Below are 15987 nucleotides of genomic sequence, written 5' to 3'. Positions count from 1 at the left end.
GGTGGGGCCACCGTGACGCGCGGCCGGGCAGGGCGGCTGCCGGTGTGGTCAGGCCGGTTCCGCCCGCCAGCGGGGCGGGTCGCTGCCCCAGCGGGTCGGCGGGGTCGCCCAGGTCCGCGGCCCGCCCGGCAGCGACACCGGCGGCAGCGCGTACCGGAGGTGGCCGGCCGGCGCGTCCCGCTCGGCGCACCAGGCGTCCGGTTCGGGTGCGGTGCCGGCGGTCGCCGGGCCGGCCGGCAGCTCGCGGCGCAGCCAGCGGGCGATACGGGCCAGCGACAGTTCGACGGTCCACGCGCCACCCGTACGGGCCCGCGCGGCCAGCGCGCGCAGCACGGCCGCCGCCAGCAGGTAACCGGCGCCGTGGTCGAGGGCCTGGGCGGGCAGCGTCCCCGGGCTGCCGTCCGGCCGCCGCTCGACCTCGGCGATCCCGGTGGCCGCCTGGACCAGGCTGTCGAAGCCGCGCCGGTCCGCCCACGGCCCGGCCCGACCCCACGCCGACAGGTACGCCAGCACCAGGTCGGGCCGGTGGCGGCGCAGCGCCTGCGGGGCGAGCCCCCAGCGGTCCAGCGCCCCCGGCCGGTAGCCGGCGACCACCACATCGGCCTCGGCGAGCAGCGCGTCGAACCGGTCCCGGTCGGCGGGCCGGGACAGGTCCAGCAGGGTGGAACGCTTGCCGGCGCCGGTGTCCAGGTGCTGCCCGTCGATCTCCGGCAGGCCGGGCGGGTCGACCCGGAGCACGTCCGCGCCGAGTAGCGCCAGGAACCGGGTGGCCACCGGACCGGCGATCACCCGGGTCAGGTCCAGCACCCGGATGCCGGTCGCCGGCCGGCCCGGCGGGGGAGGCGGCCCCGGGCGGGGCGCAGTCGCGGCGTCGCGGGCCAGCCGTACCAGCGGCTCGGCCGCGACCGCCGCCGCCTGCGGGTGCTCGTCCCACTGCCGGGGCGTACGGGCCGCCACGGCGAGGCCGCCCGCGGCGTACACCCGCTCCTCGACCTCGGCCGCCGGTTGGGCGCGGATCCGGTCCGCCACGGCGGCGGCCAGGGCGTCGTCGTCAGCGGCGGTGGGGTCCAGGCCGAGGGCGGTCAGCAGGCGCTTCCGGTGGTGCGGGTAGTTGGCGTGGGTACGGACCCAGCCGTCGGCGGCCGGCCAGAACCGGGACAGCGGGGCGAACCCGGTGAACGCCCGCCCGTCCAGCCGCAGGTGATGCTCGCTGGTGAAGGCCACCGCCACGGCCCGGCTGTCCACGGTGAGCGGGCCGGACGGGGGCGCACCCCGGGCTCGGGCCAGCTCGAGGCCGGCGAGCCCGGCGGCCGTCACGCAGGCCACCGCCAGGTCGGTGACGGGCAGCCGGGACGGCAGCACCCCCGCCGGGCCGCGCAGGTCCAGCTGTGCGGCGTCGGCCGGGTCCCCGCCCAGCGCCCGCCACGCCGCGCCGACCGCGTCGGTCGTCGACTGCTCCATCAGCAGATCGTCGCACCGGCGGCGGCCGCCCGGGGCCGGGACCCGACCCGCCGGCGGATCGCCGCCCGCCGGGTCAGCCCGGCTTGCGGGTCCGGGTCGGGGTGGGCGTCGGCGCCGGCGTGGCCGGCGGGGAGAGAGTGGCCGGCGGCGGGGTCGGCCGGTCGGTGGGGCTGGGGCTCGGACTGGACGGCTCGGCGCTGGGTGTCGGCCGGGCACTCGGCGTCGGCGAGGAGGTGGCCGGGGCCGACGGCGGCGGGGCGGACTCCGTCGCCGCGTCGCCGGGGAAGGCCGGGTCCGCGAACCGGTACTTGTCCGGGTCGAGCTTCATGGCGGCGGTGGCGCGCTCCATGAACTGCCGCCAGATCGGTCCGGGACCGGTGGACCCGTACACCTCGTAGCTGCCGTCGCTGGTCTTCAGCGGCTTGCCGTCGGTGGTGCCGAGCCAGACCGCGGCGGCCAGCGCGCCGGTCCAGCCCACCATCCAGGTGTGCACGTTCTGGGTGGTGCTCTGCCCGGCCTGCCAGGTGCCGGTCTTGCCGGCGGTGTCCCAGCCGTTGTCGAGCTTGGCCGCCCGGACCCGGCGCAGCGTCCAGTCGAGCTGGTTGATCGCCTCCTGGTCGAGCTCCAGGTCGGTGGTCTTCAGCTGCTCACCCCAGACCTTCTCGTCACCCTTGGTCACCGAGCGGACGAAGTGTGCCTCGGCCCGCTTGCCGCCGGCGGCGAAGGTGGCCATCCCGTTGGCGTGGTCCTGCACGCTGATGCCGTACTGGCCGATGCCCACCTCGGTGGAGAAGTGCTTCGCCGCCTCCTCGGCCGACTGCTCGTGCAGGTCCACCCGCTGCGGCCGCGGGTTGCCCTTCACCGTCTCCCACATCGAGTTGACCCCGGCCCGCTTCGCCATGTCGATGACCTTGGGTACGCCCAGCTTCTCGGTCAGCTCGAAGTAGGTGACGTTCAGCGAGGCGACGGTCGCCTCCCAGAGGGCGCAGTTCGGCTGGCACGCGGCGTGCTCGGCGTTGCGGATCGGCCCGGCGGCGCTGCCCTTGGTCCGCCCCGACTCGGGGAACTCCTTGGTGTCCGGCGAGTCGAACCGATGCTTGACCGAGATGCCGTTCTCCACGGCGGCGGCCAGGTCGTACACCTTGAACGACGACCCCGGCGGGTGCTGGCCGAAGCCGCGGGCCTGGCCCTTCTCGTCGTAGTACCAGCCGGCGTAGTCGGCGCCGGAGCCGCTGTTGCCGCCGTAGTAGCCGAGCACCCGGCCGGTACCGGGCTCCACCGCCACCAGCGCCGCCTGCCAGTTCTTCGGCTGGCCGCGGACCGCCTCGGGAGCGGTGTCGCGGCGGATGTCGGCGGCCGCCTCGGCGGCGTCCTGGACCCGCTTGTCGATGGTGGTGACGATCCGGTAACCGCCGTCCCGGATGACCTCGTCGGTCTTGCCCTCGAACGGCTCGGTGCTGCGCAGTTCGGCGAGCACGTGGTTGACCACCAGGCCGGTGGGCCGGTCCAGCCCGGACTGGCCGGCGTTCTTGTCGATCGGCTTCACCGAGTCCGGGTACGCCAGGTTCGCCGCCTGCTCGGGCGTCAGGTAACCCAGCTTCACCATGCCGTCGCGGATGTAGTTCCACCGGTCGATCGAGTTCTGCTTGGCCAGGGCGTTGCGCGCCGGGTCGTAACCGGGCGAGCCCTCCGGGTCGTTCGGGTCCGCCTCGGGCTGCTTCACCATGGCGCAGAGCACCATCGCCTCGGCCTGGGTGAGCTGCTGCTGCGGTGGGGCGTCCCGGCGTACCGTCTTGCCGAAGTAGGTCTGCGCGGCCGCCTCGATGCCGTACGCGCCCCGGCCGAACGGGACGGTGTTCAGGTAGAAGCCGAGGATGTCCTGCTTGCTGTACTTGTCGTCGAGCTTCCACGCGATCACCGCCTCGCGCAGCTTCCGGGAGTAGGTGACCCCCCGCAGGTCGGCGGCGACCCGGGCGTACTGCTGGGTGATGGTGGAGGCGCCCTGGCGTTGGCCGCCGGTGAGGTTCGACCAGGCGGCCCGGAGCACGCCGCTGAAGTCGACGCCCTTGTTGGTCCAGAAGCTGCGGTCCTCGGCGGCCACGATGGCCTGCTTCGCCGAGTCGTTCATCTGCCCGTACGGGACGATGGTGCGGTTCTCCGCGCCGAGCTTGGCCATCGGCGTCTTCCCGTCCGCGTAGTAGACGGTGGTCGACTCCGGCAGTTTCAGGTCGGTGGGGGTGGGCACGCTGTCGAAGTAGTAGCCGCCGGCCAACAGACCGGAGCCGGCCAGCAGGGCGACCACGGCCAGCACGACCAGCAGCCGGCGGCGGCGCCGCGGCCGCCCCGGGGTCCGGGCGGCGGCGCCGTTGGCGTTGTCGTTGTCACCGGTTGGCTGCACCCGCACCCGATACCCTCCGACTACTCGGCCGAATCGTGCCCTTGCTCGGCGCCAGGCTAGCGGAGCAGCCCGGACGCCGTGGCCGCCCACGGTCGCCGGCGGTGCCGTCCGGCGGGCCGTCGGGCGCGGCTCCCGCCATCGTGGGCCCCGGGCCGGGCACAGGTGCGCCGACGGCGAAACACCGGGGAAACATTGACACCCACGGGTGGACGGGGCACCCTCGGACGAGCTTCGGGAACGCTCCCACGTTGCCGTTCCCCCGTCCGACCAGGAGCGATGATGGCCCTGACACCTCGGCGCCGGCGGGCCGTGACCGGCCTCGCCGCCGTCGCCGCGACCCTCGCCGCGGCCGTGCCCCTGCCGGCCGCGCCCGCCACCGCGGCCATCCGCGACGGCGCCACCTTCTACACCCCGCGCCCCGACCACGGGGCGGTCACGCAGATCGCCCGGCTGACCGCCACCGGCCACTTCCGGCAGGCGGCCCAGCTGACCGAGATGGTCCGGACGCCCCAGGCGGTCTGGGTGACCGGCGGCTCCGGCCACGCGCTGACCCAGTCCGTCAAGGCCGAGGTGTCCCGGGCCGCCGGCAAGAAGACGCTGCCGGTCCTGGTCGCCTACAACATCCCGTTCCGCGACTGCTCCCAGTACTCGGCCGGGGGCGCCGCCTCGGTGGCCGACTACCAGGCGTGGATCGACGCCTTCGCCGCCGGCATCGGCAACCGCGAGGCGGCCGTCCTGCTGGAGCCCGACGGGCTCGGCATCATCCCGTGGTACACCACCATCAACGGCAGCCAGGAGTGGTGCCAACCGGCCGAGGCCGACCCGGCCACCGCCGCCGCCGACCGGTTCGCCATGCTCAACTACGCGGTGGACGCCCTGGCGGCGCTGCCCCGCACCAGCGTCTACCTCGACGGCACGCACAGCGCCTGGCTGGGCGTCGGCGACATCGCCGACCGGCTGGTCAAGGCCGGCGTCGACCGGGCTGACGGCTTCTTCCTCAACGTCTCCAACTACGAGACCACCGAGCGGCAGCTGAAGTTCGGCAGCTGGATCGCCAAGTGCGTGTACTACGGCACCGCCGGCCCGGAGTGGGCGCGCGGACACTTCGACTGGTGCGCCAGCCAGTACTACCCGGCCGACCCGGCCGACTTCAGCACCTGGGTCCGCACCGACGCCTGGTACGCGGAGAACGTGGGCGACGTCCCGGCCGACCGGCTCGCCCACTTCGTGGTCGACACCAGCCGCAACGGGCAGGGGCCCTGGACGGCCCCGGCCGGTGTAACCTGGCCGGACCCGCAGACCTGGTGCAACCCGCCGGACCGGGGGCTGGGCCTGCGCCCGACCACCGCGACCGGCGAGCCGCTGGCCGACGCGTTCCTCTGGGTGAAGACCCCCGGCCAGTCCGACGGGCAGTGCGACCGGGGCACCGGCACCGGGCACGACCCGGCGCGCGGCGGCATCGCCGACCCGGCCGCCGGGGCCTGGTTCCCCGAGCAGGCGCTGGAGCTGGTGACGTACGCGAACCCGCCGCTGCGGTGACCGGTACGCCGGGCCGGCCGCGGGTGCGGCCGGCCCGGCGCCGGGCATCGCTCAGCGCAGCGCCCACCCGGTGGCCCGGCCGTTGCGGGTCCGGGCGGTACGTCGCCGCGCCGGCAAGCGGGCGTTCCCGCCGGCCGACACCGGGGCCGGCCGCCACATGCCGTGCAGGGTGGTGTCCCCGGGCACCGGGAACGCGTCCCGGTCGGTGTAACCGAGCCGCCGGTACAGGTCCCGGTCGGCTTCTGTGAGCGCCTCGGCGTAGCTCGGCAGGTTCAGCGTGTCCATCCACCGCTGCGCGCCGGTGACCAGGGCGAGCGCGCGATGGCCGGCGTCCGGCCCGGGCACGGCCAGCAGCGCCAGGTGGTTGTGCGCCTCGGCCGGCCGCCGGTGGGCCAGCGACCGGTCCAGGCGGCGGAACCGGTCGTGCTGCGCGCCGCACGCCTCGGCGAGCCGGGCGGCGTACCGGTGCGGTGGTGGCAACGGTCGGTAGCGGTGGAACCACACGGTCGCCGCCGAGCCGTCCTGGAGCAGGAACACGTCGCCGAAGAGCAGCGCGTGCTCCACCCAGATCCGGGTCACGGCGGCGAGCACCTGCGGCCGGTGTGGCTCGTCGGGGACCAGCCAGGCGCCGAGAGCGGTGGGTGCGAGGGTCTCGGTGACGAGGTCGACGATCCGGCCGGTGTCGCACCACCGGGCCCGGACCACGGGCAGGTTGACGTTCATGGGTGACTCCTGGTCACTCGGTGATCGGGTACGTCGCGGGTGCCGGCGGGACGGGAGGCGTCCGGGCCGGCGGGCCACCAGGGGCCGGCAGGCTGACGGGTACGCGCAGCGGCCGGTGCGGTCCGCGCGGCGCGGACGGCCCGGCGTGCCGGTCAGGCGGGACGGGTGCCCGGTCGGGGCGAGCGGGAGGAGAGGGCCGCGCCGGCGGCCGGCAGGTGACGACGGACGTCCGAGGCGGACGGCGCCCAGCCGGTGCCGGCGGCGTCGGCCGGATCGCCGTGGGCCGGGCCGGCGGAACCGGTGCCGCCGGGGCCGGTCGTGGCGGCGCCGGCCGGGGCGTGCCCGGTCGGCATCGGTCGGTGCGGGTGCGGCGGGGCCGACGCCCGCGCCGCGGCCGGCTTTGCCCGGGTCGGCGTGCCGGCCGGCTGGGCGTCGGCGAGCGGGCCACCCGGGGCGTGGTCGCCGGCGTGGAGGGTGGGGTCGGGCCGACCTTCCGGGCTCGGAGCGGCCGGTGCGTCGGCCGGCGCGGCCACGGGCGGCGCGGCGGGCGGTGGGTCGGTGCCCGGGTCGGGGGCGGCGGGATCGGCCGGGGCAGGGTCGGCCGGGGCAGGGTCGGCCGGGGCCGGCGTGAGCACCTCGCCCAGCCCCTGCGTGATCGGGGCCAGCACCCGGCCGACCGGGGCCAGCACCGGGGCGAGCGCCCGGGTCACCGGGGCCAGCACACCGGCGACCGGCGTGAGCAGGTGGCCGTGGACCGGCCCGAGCACGGGCTCCAGCAGGCGGGCCACCGGCGCCAGCAGCCCGCCAGGCGGTGTGCCCGCCGCCCGCCGGCCATCGGCCGCCCCGGCCTGGCCCGTGCCCGCCGTCCGCCGGCCACTGGCCGCCCCGGCCTGGCCCGTGGCCTCGCCGGGCGGTGTTGCGGTCCGGCTGGCGGCTCTGCCGGGCGGCGTCCCGGCCCGGTCGGTGGGCTTGCCGGCTGGTGCCGTGGCCCGGTCGGTGGGCTCGCCGGGCGGCGTCCCGGCCCGGGCGGGGGTGGAGCCGGGCCGTGCCGGGCGGGGGAGCGTGGTGGCCGTCCGGCCACCGTCCGGCGCGGTCCTGGCATCCGGTCCGGTGGCGTCCTGGCGGGGCGAGGTCGCCGATGGTGCCGTGCCGGAACGGCTGGCCGGGTCGGTCGCCGCCGGCGGTGCTCCGCCACTGGCCGGCCCGGCGGGGGGCGGCGCGGAGCGGTCCTGCGGCGTCGCGGCGCCGGTGTCGGGCCGGGTCGCGCCGCTGTCGGGCGCCCCGCCCAGGACCGGGCCGAGCACGCTCCGGACCAGGTGGACGGTCGCCACGACCGGGCTCGGAGGCGGCCGGTCGGCGGCGTGCGCGGGCGTCGAGGTGGCGATCTCGTGACCGGCCCAGGCGGCGACGACACCGCCGAGCAGGAGCCCCAGGCGCAGCGTGCACCGCGTCAGCGCCCTGCCCCGTCGAGTCATCCCGGCACCCCTCCGGCAGCCGGCCAGCGCCGGCGCCCGTACTCTACCGAAAGCAGCGCTCCGATCACAGAGCGGCGCTGATCCGATTCGTCCGTGTCGCCGACGGGCAGGCGTGGCCGATCCGGCGACGGGGTACCAGCCGGAGCATGAGCACACCCACCGTCGCCCGGCCGGCCGGCGCCACCCCCGCCCGCCCGGCCGGCGTCGTCGCGGTCGTCGCGCACCGGAAGAAGACGTTCGGCGGCGGCCTCGACGAGCTGCGGTCCACCCTGGTCGCCGCGGGGGTCGGCACGCTGCTGTGGTACGAGGTGCCGAAGAGCCGCAAGGCACCGAAGAAGGTGCGCAAAGCCCTCGACAAGGGCGCCGAGCTGATCCTGGTCTGGGGCGGCGACGGGATGGTGCAGCGCTGCGCCGACACGCTGGCCGGATCGGACGTGCCGATGGGCATCCTGCCCGCCGGCACCGCCAACCTCTTCGCCACCAACCTCGGCATCCCGGCCGACCTGCCCGAGGCGGTCCGGATCGCGTTGCACGGGCGGCGGCGCCGGCTGGACCTGGGCCGGCTCAACGGGGAGCACTTCGCGGTGATGGCCGGCGCCGGCTTCGACGGGGACCTGATCCGCGAGGCCGACCGCAAGCTCAAGGGCCGGCTCGGCCGGGTCGCGTACGTCTGGACCGGGCTGCGCCACGTCCGGGGCGAGTGCGTCCGGACCCGGATCCGGGTCGACGGCGCTGACTGGTTCGACGGTGACGCGAGCTGCGTGCTCTTCGGCAACGTCGGCACGATCACCGGCGGCATCCCGGCGTTCGACGACGCGCGCCCCGACGACGGGGCTCTCGAGATCGGGGTCTCCACCGCCAGCGGCGCCGTCGACTGGGCCCGCACGCTGAGCCGGATGGCCGCCGGCCGGTCCGACGAGTCGCCGTTCGTCCGGATCACCCGGGGCCGCAAGGTGACCGTCCGGTTCGCCGAACCCAAGACGTACGAGCTAGACGGCGGGGCGCGCACGACGGCCCGGCGGCTCAAGGTGAAGGCGGTGCCGGCGGCGCTCACCGTCTGCTGCCCCGAACCGGCCGGCTGACCCGCGGCGGTGTGCCCGGCGGCCGGACGGCAGGATGGCCGGCATGGACGAGCCGCTGCGCGACTACCTGACCGAGTTGGTCGACCGGGCCCGGGCGGTGCTCGGCGACAACCTGGTCGGGGCGTACGCGGCCGGCTCGGTGGGGCTCGGCGCGTACCAGCCGGGGCGCAGCGACGTGGACGTGGCGCTGGTGGTCGCCGGCCCGGTGGACCCGGCGGCGAAGCGTGCCCTGGTCGACCGGTTGCGGCACGAGGCGCTGCCCTGCCCGGCACGCGGCCTGGAGCTGGTCGGCTACCGGCGGGACGTGGCGGCCAGCGGCACCGCCGAGCCCGGCTTCGAGGTCGAGCTGAACACCGGCGCCACCATGCCGTTCCGGGCCACCTACGACCCGGCCGACCGGCCGGTGGCCGACGGGCGGTTCTGGTACGCCCTCGACCGCAGCATCCTGCGCCAGTCCGGCCTGGCCCTGCTCGGCCCGCCGGCCGCGGAGGTGTTCGCCGATCCCGAGCCGGCCGCGCTGCGCCGGCTGATCCGCACCGCGCTGGACTGGTGGCTGACCCTGCCCGCCCCGGACGGGCCGGCCCCGGGCAGCGAGGACGCGGTGCTGGGCGCCTGCCGGTCGCTGGCCCGGGTCCGGTCCGGGACCTGGCTGTCGAAGGTGGACGCCGGCCGCTGGGTGCTCGGGCAGGGCTGGCACGCCGACCTGGTGGGGCGGGCCATCGCGGCCCGGCACGGCGGCCCGCCGCCGACCGGCCGGGAGGCCCGCGCCTTCCAGCGCTGGGTCCGCGCCGAGGTCGCCGCGATGCATTGACGCCGATCGGCATCAGACTGTAAACAAGGCGTACTGATTGATCGGGAGGTCATCATGCGTCGCTCCCTACCCTTGGCCGCCGCACTCCTGCTCACCCTCGCCACCACCGCCCCGGCCGCCGCCGCGCCACCGCCCGGTCCGGTCCCGACCCCGCTGGCCGCCACCCCGATCCAGGTCTACGGCGCCTGGCACTGCGGCAACGACTTCTGCACCTGGAGCACCCCGCGCACGGTCGCGGAGTTCGACAGCCAGAACCACTGGCTCGTCGACCGGGGCGACGGCCGGCCCTCGGTCAACCTGGTGGTGCTGAGCTTCGTCAACCCGCTCGACCTGCTGCGCCAGACCACCGACGCGGCCACCCTCGACGGCGTGCCGCGCGGGATGACCCCCGAGATCGTGCAGTACTTCACCGCGCGCGGCGTGCGGGTGATGCTCTCCATCGGCGGCATCACCTACACCGACGACTGGGACGCCGCCCTCGCCGAGAACCCCACCCTGCTCGGCCAGCGCGCCGCCGCCGCGGCCACCCGGCTCGGCGTCGGCATCGAGATCGACTACGAGCAGAACACCGACCCGGACCTGGCCGGCCTGCAGGCCTTCATCGACGCCTACCGGGCGGTCCATCCGTACGACGCCACCGGCGCCCGACCGCAGGCCCGGCTCACCATCGACGTGGCCGCCGGCGACCGCTGGCTGATCGCCCTCAACCGCAAGGCCACCGCCGACTGGTTGCGCACCGACAGCCCGGTCCTGGACTACGCCAACGCCATGGTGTCGGCCCGGCCCGCCTCGGCCAGCACGGCCCAGGCGAACTGGCAGGAGCACATCGACGGCAAGGCGCAGTACAGCCCGCCGGTGCCGCCGCTGGCGCCGGCCAAGTTCACCGGCGGCATCTATCTCGCCTACGGTGGCAAGCCGCTGCCGGAGTGCGTCGACTACGCCACCTCGGTGCAGAAGGCCGCCGCCCCGTACGTGCAGAGCGTCGCGCCGAACGGCGCGGGCACCAGTGCCGGCCTGCTCGGCTTCATGTTCTGGGCCGCCGAACGCCCCGCCACCCGGGGCATCGGCACGGTGCCGCCGAACACCTGCGAGAAGGGCGCGGGCGCCGGAGCGACCGCCCTGGCCGTCCCGGTGCCGATGCCGGCGCTGCGCCAGAACTGACCGGCCACCGTCGCCGGCCCGGGGCGGCGGGCTCCGAGGGAGCGGGTGGGGTGCCTGTCCATGGCGGTCCCGCCGCGCTGGTGTCCGCACTGCGGGAGATTCCCGCGCAGGTCGACTGGCGGCTCGCGCCGCGGGGCAAGGTGTGGGCGTGGAAGAGGTACGCGATCAGATGGGATCCGTGCCCGGGCCGGGCCGCGCGCAGCCGGCGGCGGTGCGCGTCGCGGTGGTCGCGGAACCGGGCCTGCTGCGCACCGCCGTGGTGGCGGTGCTGGCCGCCACGGCGGACTTCGAGGTGGTCGGCCAGACCGAGCCGGGTGGAAACGTGCCGGAGCTGCTGGCCGCCTGCCGTCCGACGCTGCTGCTGGTGGACCTCGACGCGGTGGACGACCCGGCCGTGGTCAGCGGACCGGATGTTGAGGGCTGCGCCGTCGTCGTGCTGACCGCCCGCCGGACCGCCCGAGCGCTGCGTCGGGCTCTCGGCGCGCGGGTGCGCGGGGTGCTCGCCACGGACGTGCCCCCGGAGGAGCTGGTCGAGCTGTTGCGGACGATCGCCGGCGGGCAGCGGATGATCGATCCGCTGACGGCACTGGCCGCCCTCGACGCGGCGGTGAACCCGCTGAGCGAACGGGAGCGTGAGGTGGCCGCGGCGGCGGCGAAGGGGCTGCCGACCGGGGAGATCGCCAAGTTGCTCCACCTCGCGCCGGGAACCGTGCGCAACCACGTGTCCAGCCTGTTGCGCAAGACCGGCGCGCGGAACCGCTGGGAGGCCGTCGAGCGGGCCCGGGAGGCGTGCTGGATCTGACGACACGCGGGACAGGGGTGTCGCGCAGCGGTCATCTTCGATTAGGTTCGTGACGGTCCGTCATCAGACGCCGACGTCTGGTCAGAATCGGGGGGGTCGTGTCCGGGAGTCGCCATGATACGAACGCTGCTCGCGCTCAAGGGTCGACTCGTCCGGGGAGCCCTCGCCCAGCTGCTGGCCGCCGAGGGCGACATCGACATCATCGGTGAGGCGGCCACCGTTCACGCGTTGCGTGACGCGCTGCGGGACGACCGCCCGGACGTCGCGGTCGTCGACACCGACCTGGTGCCCCTGCACCAGCTCGCCCGGATCACCGCCGCCCGACCCGCCGGCGGCGGCCGGCTGCTGATCCTGGTCGAACAGTGCCGCGCCGCCCGGGTCCGCCCGGTCCTCGCCGAGCACGGACGCCGGGTCGGCTTCCTCAGCCGCGACGTGCCGCCACAGCGGATCGCCGAGGGGGTACGGCTGCTCGCCGACGGGCAGATGGTGCTCGACCCGGAGCTGGTGGTCGCGGCGCTGGAGGTCGCCGACAGCCCGCTGACCCATCGCGAGCGGGACGTGCTCGACGTGGCGGCCGAGGGGCATCCCGTGCGCGAGATCGCCGAGAAGCTGGCGGTCTCGCCGGGCACGGTGCGCAACCACCTGTCCCGGATCATGGCGAAGTGCGGCGCGCGGACCCGGTTGGAAGCGGTGCGGATCGCCCGCGAGTCGGGCTGGATCTGACCGGCTCCGTCCCGCCCTCCCAGTAGCCCACGAGCTCGCGGTACGCCGCCGAACGAGCCAGCAGCCCCGGGTGGCTGTCGAGCAGCGCGCGGTGGCCGTCGAGCAGCAGCACCCGGCGGGCGCGCAGCGCGGAGCTGACCCGGTGCGCGATCACCACGAGCGTGCCGGCACGCTCGGCGAACGCGGTCTCCAGCCGCGCCTCGGTGGCCGGGTCGAGGTGACAGGTGGCCTCGTCGAGGATCACCAGGGCGGCCGGCGAGAGCCAGGCGCGCAGCAGGGCCAACTGCTGACGCTCCCCGGCGGACAGACCGGCCGGGCGCAGCGTCGCGGCCAGCCCGCCGAGCCGGTCCACCAGGTCGGACAGACCCAGCCGGGCCGCCGCCCGGACGATCTCCGGGTCCGCCAGGTCGGGCCGCAGGTAGCGCAGGTTGTCCCGGAGGCTGCCGGTGAAGACGTAGGCCTCCTGCGGGATCAGCACCCGGTGCCGGGCCAGCTCGGCGGCCGCCGCGCCGGCCACCGGCAGTCCGGCCACCTCGACCGTGCCGGACTGCGGGCGCAGCACCCCGGCGATCAACGCGGCCAGGGTCGATTTGCCGATCCCGCTGGCGCCCACCACCACCAGGTGGTCGCCGTCGGGCACGTCGAGGTCGAAGCCGTCGAGCACCGGGTCGGCGTGCGGCCCGTACCGGAACGTCACACCCCGCAGGCACAGCGCGGGCGGGTCCGGTCGCCCGGCGCGCCTCGCCCGGGCCGGGCCGGTCGGCTCGGACGTCGGTACGCAGCTGCTCAGCAGCCGGTCCAGCGTGACGGTGAACCGCAGCCCGCCGGCGGCCACCCCCTGGACGAGGGTGTGCAGGGCCGGCTGCACGCCGCGGACGACGTAGACCAGGGCGCCCAGCACGGCGCCCGGCCCGAGGCCCTGCCGGACCAGCCACGGCGTCGCCAGCAGCACCACCGGCACCGGCAGCCAGCCGCCGACGGCCAGGCTCAACCCACGGGTGACGGCCATCGTGGCCAGTCGCCGCTCCACCCGGGCCTGGGCGTCGACCTGTCGGCCCAGCCATCGGGTCACCTGGTCGCCGGTGCCGCCGGCCGCGACGTCGCGGTGGCCGGTGATCGCGGTGACCGCGGCCCGGGTGAGGCGTTCGTCGGTGTGCACGTACTCCCGCTGGCGGGCGATCATCGCCGGCACGGCCAGCGCGAACAGGCCGAGACCGGCCAGGACCGGCACGGCGACGAGCAGGGCGACCGGGGCGGCGAGGGAGCACAGCCCGATGATCGCGGCGCAGGCGGCGAAGAGGAAGCCGCGGACCACCGTGAGCAGCCCGGCCCAGGTGTCCCGGACGATCTCCACCTGGTGGGTCAGGCGGCCCACCGCGGCGTCGTCGACCCGGCCGTCGGCCGCGCCGGCCAGCGCGCCGGCCACCACCCGGCGCAGCAGGTCGTCGCGGAACGGCTCGACCACGTCGCCGAGGCAGGCGTACGCCCGGTTGGTGCCGACCGCGCCGACGAGCACGGCGGCCCCGAGCAGGCCCAGCCACAGCAGCCCGACCGCGGGGCGGCCGGCCAGGAAGCCGGCGTCCACGGCCCGCGCGGTCAGCAGTCCGGTCAACGCCGCCGGCAGCGCCTCGGCCGCGGACCAGGCCGCCAGCCGCGCCAGCCCCGCCCGCCGCTCCCACAGCGTGGCCCGCAGCAGCGCACCGACCGTGGTCACGACCGGAACACCGCCCGGTAGCCGGGGTCGTCCCAGAGCACGGCGTGCGGTCCGACCGCGCGGATCCGCCCACCGGCCACCCAGGCCACCACGTCGGCCCGGGCCGCCGTGCCGATCCGGTGGCTCACCACCACCCGGGTACGCCCGTCCGACCGGTCGGTCAGCGCCCGGCTCACCCGGTACTCGGTCACGGTGTCCAGGCTGGACGTCGCGTCGTCGAGGACGAGCAGCCGCTCGGCCCGCAGCGCACGGGCCAGGCCGAGTCGCTGGCGCTCCCCGCCCGACATGGCGACCTCGGCCAACGGCGTGCCGTACCGGTCGGGCAGCCGCTCGACGAAGTCGTCGATGGCCGCGGCCCGGGCCAGCGGCACCGGGTCGGCCCCGCCGCCCACCGCCGCCCCCACCGTCTCGCCGACCAGCACCGGCCGTTCGAACCCGTAGCCGACCGCCGCGTGCAGCGCTGCCGCGGACAGCTCGGGCAGCGGGACGCCGTCCAGGAGCACCTGCCCGGCGTCCGGGTCACGCAGCCGGCCGGCAACGGCGGCGAGCAGCGACTTGCCGGCACCGGACGGGCCGACCACGGCGAGCAGGGCGCCGCCGGGCACCCGCAGGTCCACCCCGTCGAGCAGCGTCCGGCCGTCGTCGGCCAGCACGCTCACCCCGCGCAGCTCCAGGCAGCCGGGACCGGGCGGCAGGGTGCGCTCGCCGTAGCGGCGGGCCGGTTCGGTGAGCACCTCGGCGGCGCGGCGGCAGCCGGCGCGCACCCGGACGGCCTTGTTGAGGGCGCTCACCACGGTGCCCAGGCCCGCGCCGAGCGCGGCGTACTGGAGCGCGGCCAGCAGGTCTCCCGGCGTCAGCCGCCCGGCGGCCAGGGAGAGGCCGCCGACCGCGGCGACCGCCAGTTGCAGCATCGGGCTGAGCACCGCGCCCCGGGTCGCCGCCCCGGCCAACACGGTCCACGTGCGGGTGCCGTGGCGCCGCAGCTCGGCGACCGGGGTCAGGACCCGGTCGACCTCCCGCCCGGTGGTGCCGGCCGCGGCGATGGTCCGGGCACCGGCGAGCGCCTCGACCAGCAGCCCGGCAAGGTGCCCCTGGGCCCGCTGGTAGCCGGCGACCGCCGCGGACGCGTCGGCGACGAACCCGCGCAGCAGCACGCCGAGCAGCACCAACCCGACCACGAAGGTCGCGCCGAGCCAGGGATCGATCATGGTGAGGGCCACCAGGCTGCCCACCGGGGGCAGCAGCACGGTGCCCGCCAGCACGATGGTCGGGGCCGCCTGCCCGGCGTCGGCCACCTGGCCGACCAGTCGACCGACCAGGTCGCCCACCGGGTGGCGGACCGCGGCCCGGGGATCGAGGGCGAGGATGTGGCGGGTCAGCGTGTGGCGTAGGTCGGCGACGGACCGGGCGCTCGCCGCGCCGGTGCCGTAGTCCCGCACCGCACCGGCGCAGACCAGCAGGACGACCAGTCCACCCACGGCGGCCAGCCAGCGGGTGGCGGACTCCCCGGCGGTGGCGCCGACGGCGGCATCGACCGCCCGGCCCAGCGCCGCGGGCAGCGCCAGTTCGGCCGCCGCCACGGTCACGGTGGCCAGCGCCAGCACCGGGGTCCACCAGCCGGCGGACCCGACGGCCCGCCAGAGGAGCCGGTCGGCCGGGGTCATCGCACCTCCACGCAGGGCGCGGCCCCGGACCGGCGTGAGCCGGCCCGGGGCCAGGCGAACCGAGGTCAGTTGCAGGTGGTGATGCTCAGCGAGCTGTCGCCGCAGAGCAGCAGGCTGGCCTGGCTGCCCCCGCCGTTGCGCTCGATGGCCGGCAGTTCCATGCCCTGGAGGTCGAGCAGTGCCATGATGTTCCCCTTTTCTCTCGTGTCGACTGCTGGTCGGATCTGGTGGCGTGGCCATCACGGTGGCCACCGGGTCAGTTGCAGGTGGTGATGCTCAGCGAGCTGTCGCCGCAGAGCAGCAGGCTCGCCTGGCTGCCCCCGCCGTGGCGCTCGGCGGCCGGCAGCTCCATCCCCTGGAGGTCGAGCAGGGCCATGTCGTTCACCTCCTTCCGTACGGGTCGGGTCGGATTGCCCCGGAGTGACCCCCGGGGA

General features: G+C 76.3%; 14 protein-coding genes. 6 read left to right on the top strand and 8 right to left on the bottom strand.

Annotated elements, in window-relative coordinates; translation table 11 throughout:
• Positions 1-48 precede the first annotated feature (48 nt).
• A complete protein-coding gene (locus ACIBPB_RS29740; RefSeq protein WP_396842753.1) occupies positions 49-1461 on the bottom strand; it encodes a CoA transferase in 1413 nt (470 codons plus the stop codon).
• Positions 1462-1534: 73 nt separating this feature from the next.
• Positions 1535-3865, bottom strand: coding sequence for a transglycosylase domain-containing protein (locus tag ACIBPB_RS29735; RefSeq protein ID WP_396842752.1), 2331 nt, complete (start codon positions 3863-3865; stop codon positions 1535-1537).
• A 273-nt stretch (positions 3866-4138) separates the two neighbouring features.
• On the opposite strand from ACIBPB_RS29735, the gene ACIBPB_RS29730 reads away from it, so the two are divergent.
• Positions 4139-5398 (top strand): glycoside hydrolase family 6 protein, encoded by a 1260-nt coding sequence (locus ACIBPB_RS29730; protein WP_396842751.1) that lies wholly within the window; start codon positions 4139-4141, stop codon positions 5396-5398.
• A gap of 51 nt (positions 5399-5449) precedes the next feature.
• Here ACIBPB_RS29730 and ACIBPB_RS29725 read toward each other — a convergent pair whose 3' ends face one another.
• Both ACIBPB_RS29725 and ACIBPB_RS29720 read right to left on the bottom strand, forming a co-directional pair.
• The gene (locus tag ACIBPB_RS29725) at positions 5450-6121 is read right to left on the bottom strand and encodes a hypothetical protein (RefSeq protein ID WP_396842750.1); all 672 of its coding nucleotides are present in this window, start codon (positions 6119-6121) and stop codon (positions 5450-5452) included.
• Positions 6122-6273: 152 nt separating this feature from the next.
• Entirely contained in the window at positions 6274-7596 is a 1323-nt protein-coding gene (locus ACIBPB_RS29720) for a hypothetical protein (RefSeq protein WP_396842749.1), read from the bottom strand.
• 146 nt (positions 7597-7742) lie between these two features.
• Here ACIBPB_RS29720 and ACIBPB_RS29715 point away from each other — a divergent pair, with 146 nt between their 5' ends.
• The 5 genes from ACIBPB_RS29715 to ACIBPB_RS29695 all read left to right on the top strand — a co-directional run bounded on the left by ACIBPB_RS29715 (position 7743) and on the right by ACIBPB_RS29695 (position 12175).
• Positions 7743-8678 (top strand): diacylglycerol/lipid kinase family protein, encoded by a 936-nt coding sequence (locus ACIBPB_RS29715; protein WP_396842748.1) that lies wholly within the window; start codon positions 7743-7745, stop codon positions 8676-8678.
• 43 nt (positions 8679-8721) lie between these two features.
• Complete coding sequence (locus ACIBPB_RS29710; protein ID WP_396842747.1) at positions 8722-9489, top strand: nucleotidyltransferase domain-containing protein; 768 nt, start codon at positions 8722-8724, stop codon at positions 9487-9489.
• Between the two features lie 54 nt (positions 9490-9543).
• Positions 9544-10650, top strand: a complete 1107-nt coding sequence (locus tag ACIBPB_RS29705; RefSeq protein ID WP_396842746.1) for a hypothetical protein — start codon at positions 9544-9546, stop codon at positions 10648-10650.
• Between the two features lie 148 nt (positions 10651-10798).
• The gene (locus tag ACIBPB_RS29700) at positions 10799-11452 is read left to right on the top strand and encodes a LuxR C-terminal-related transcriptional regulator (RefSeq protein ID WP_396842745.1); all 654 of its coding nucleotides are present in this window, start codon (positions 10799-10801) and stop codon (positions 11450-11452) included.
• Between the two features lie 114 nt (positions 11453-11566).
• The gene (locus ACIBPB_RS29695) at positions 11567-12175 is read left to right on the top strand and encodes a response regulator transcription factor (RefSeq protein WP_396842744.1); all 609 of its coding nucleotides are present in this window, start codon (positions 11567-11569) and stop codon (positions 12173-12175) included.
• On the opposite strand, the gene ACIBPB_RS29690 is transcribed toward ACIBPB_RS29695, so the two are convergent.
• The 4 genes from ACIBPB_RS29690 to ACIBPB_RS29675 form a co-directional block, all read right to left on the bottom strand.
• Entirely contained in the window at positions 12105-13889 is a 1785-nt protein-coding gene (locus tag ACIBPB_RS29690; protein WP_396842743.1) for an ATP-binding cassette domain-containing protein, read from the bottom strand. The genes ACIBPB_RS29695 and ACIBPB_RS29690 overlap by 71 nt on opposite strands.
• Positions 13886-15553 carry an ABC transporter ATP-binding protein gene (locus tag ACIBPB_RS29685; protein ID WP_396842742.1) on the bottom strand — a complete coding sequence of 556 codons (1668 nt, stop codon included), beginning with the start codon at positions 15551-15553 and terminating at the stop codon, positions 13886-13888. Before ACIBPB_RS29685 ends, ACIBPB_RS29690 begins: the two co-directional genes overlap by 4 nt.
• A 65-nt stretch (positions 15554-15618) precedes the next feature.
• A complete protein-coding gene (locus tag ACIBPB_RS29680; protein WP_046569449.1) occupies positions 15619-15738 on the bottom strand; it encodes a SapB/AmfS family lanthipeptide in 120 nt (39 codons plus the stop codon).
• A 71-nt stretch (positions 15739-15809) separates the two neighbouring features.
• Entirely contained in the window at positions 15810-15929 is a 120-nt protein-coding gene (locus ACIBPB_RS29675) for a SapB/AmfS family lanthipeptide (protein ID WP_357320521.1), read from the bottom strand.
• Positions 15930-15987: the final 58 nt, after the last annotated feature.

Source organism: Micromonospora sp. NPDC049836 (genome assembly GCF_044465125.1).
Taxonomy (GTDB): Bacteria; Actinomycetota; Actinomycetes; order Mycobacteriales; family Micromonosporaceae; genus Micromonospora.
Note: the sequence above shows the minus strand (reverse complement) of the source record. Positions and strands in the feature narration are given on the sequence as shown.

Excerpts from the sequence above, each read along its gene's own strand:
- ACIBPB_RS29715 (WP_396842748.1), top strand. The coding sequence starts at position 7,743 with ATGAGCACACCCACCGTCGCCCGGCCGGCCGGCGCCACCCCCGCCCGC.
- ACIBPB_RS29685 (WP_396842742.1), bottom strand. The coding sequence starts at position 15,553 with ATGACCCCGGCCGACCGGCTCCTCTGGCGGGCCGTCGGGTCCGCCGGC.
- ACIBPB_RS29720 (WP_396842749.1), bottom strand. The coding sequence starts at position 7,596 with ATGACTCGACGGGGCAGGGCGCTGACGCGGTGCACGCTGCGCCTGGGG.
- ACIBPB_RS29675 (WP_357320521.1), bottom strand. The coding sequence starts at position 15,929 with ATGGCCCTGCTCGACCTCCAGGGGATGGAGCTGCCGGCCGCCGAGCGC.
- ACIBPB_RS29695 (WP_396842744.1), top strand. The coding sequence starts at position 11,567 with ATGATACGAACGCTGCTCGCGCTCAAGGGTCGACTCGTCCGGGGAGCC.
- ACIBPB_RS29730 (WP_396842751.1), top strand. The coding sequence starts at position 4,139 with ATGGCCCTGACACCTCGGCGCCGGCGGGCCGTGACCGGCCTCGCCGCC.
- ACIBPB_RS29725 (WP_396842750.1), bottom strand. The coding sequence starts at position 6,121 with ATGAACGTCAACCTGCCCGTGGTCCGGGCCCGGTGGTGCGACACCGGC.
- ACIBPB_RS29705 (WP_396842746.1), top strand. The coding sequence starts at position 9,544 with ATGCGTCGCTCCCTACCCTTGGCCGCCGCACTCCTGCTCACCCTCGCC.
- ACIBPB_RS29740 (WP_396842753.1), bottom strand. The coding sequence starts at position 1,461 with ATGGAGCAGTCGACGACCGACGCGGTCGGCGCGGCGTGGCGGGCGCTG.
- ACIBPB_RS29680 (WP_046569449.1), bottom strand. The coding sequence starts at position 15,738 with ATGGCACTGCTCGACCTCCAGGGCATGGAACTGCCGGCCATCGAGCGC.
- ACIBPB_RS29710 (WP_396842747.1), top strand. The coding sequence starts at position 8,722 with ATGGACGAGCCGCTGCGCGACTACCTGACCGAGTTGGTCGACCGGGCC.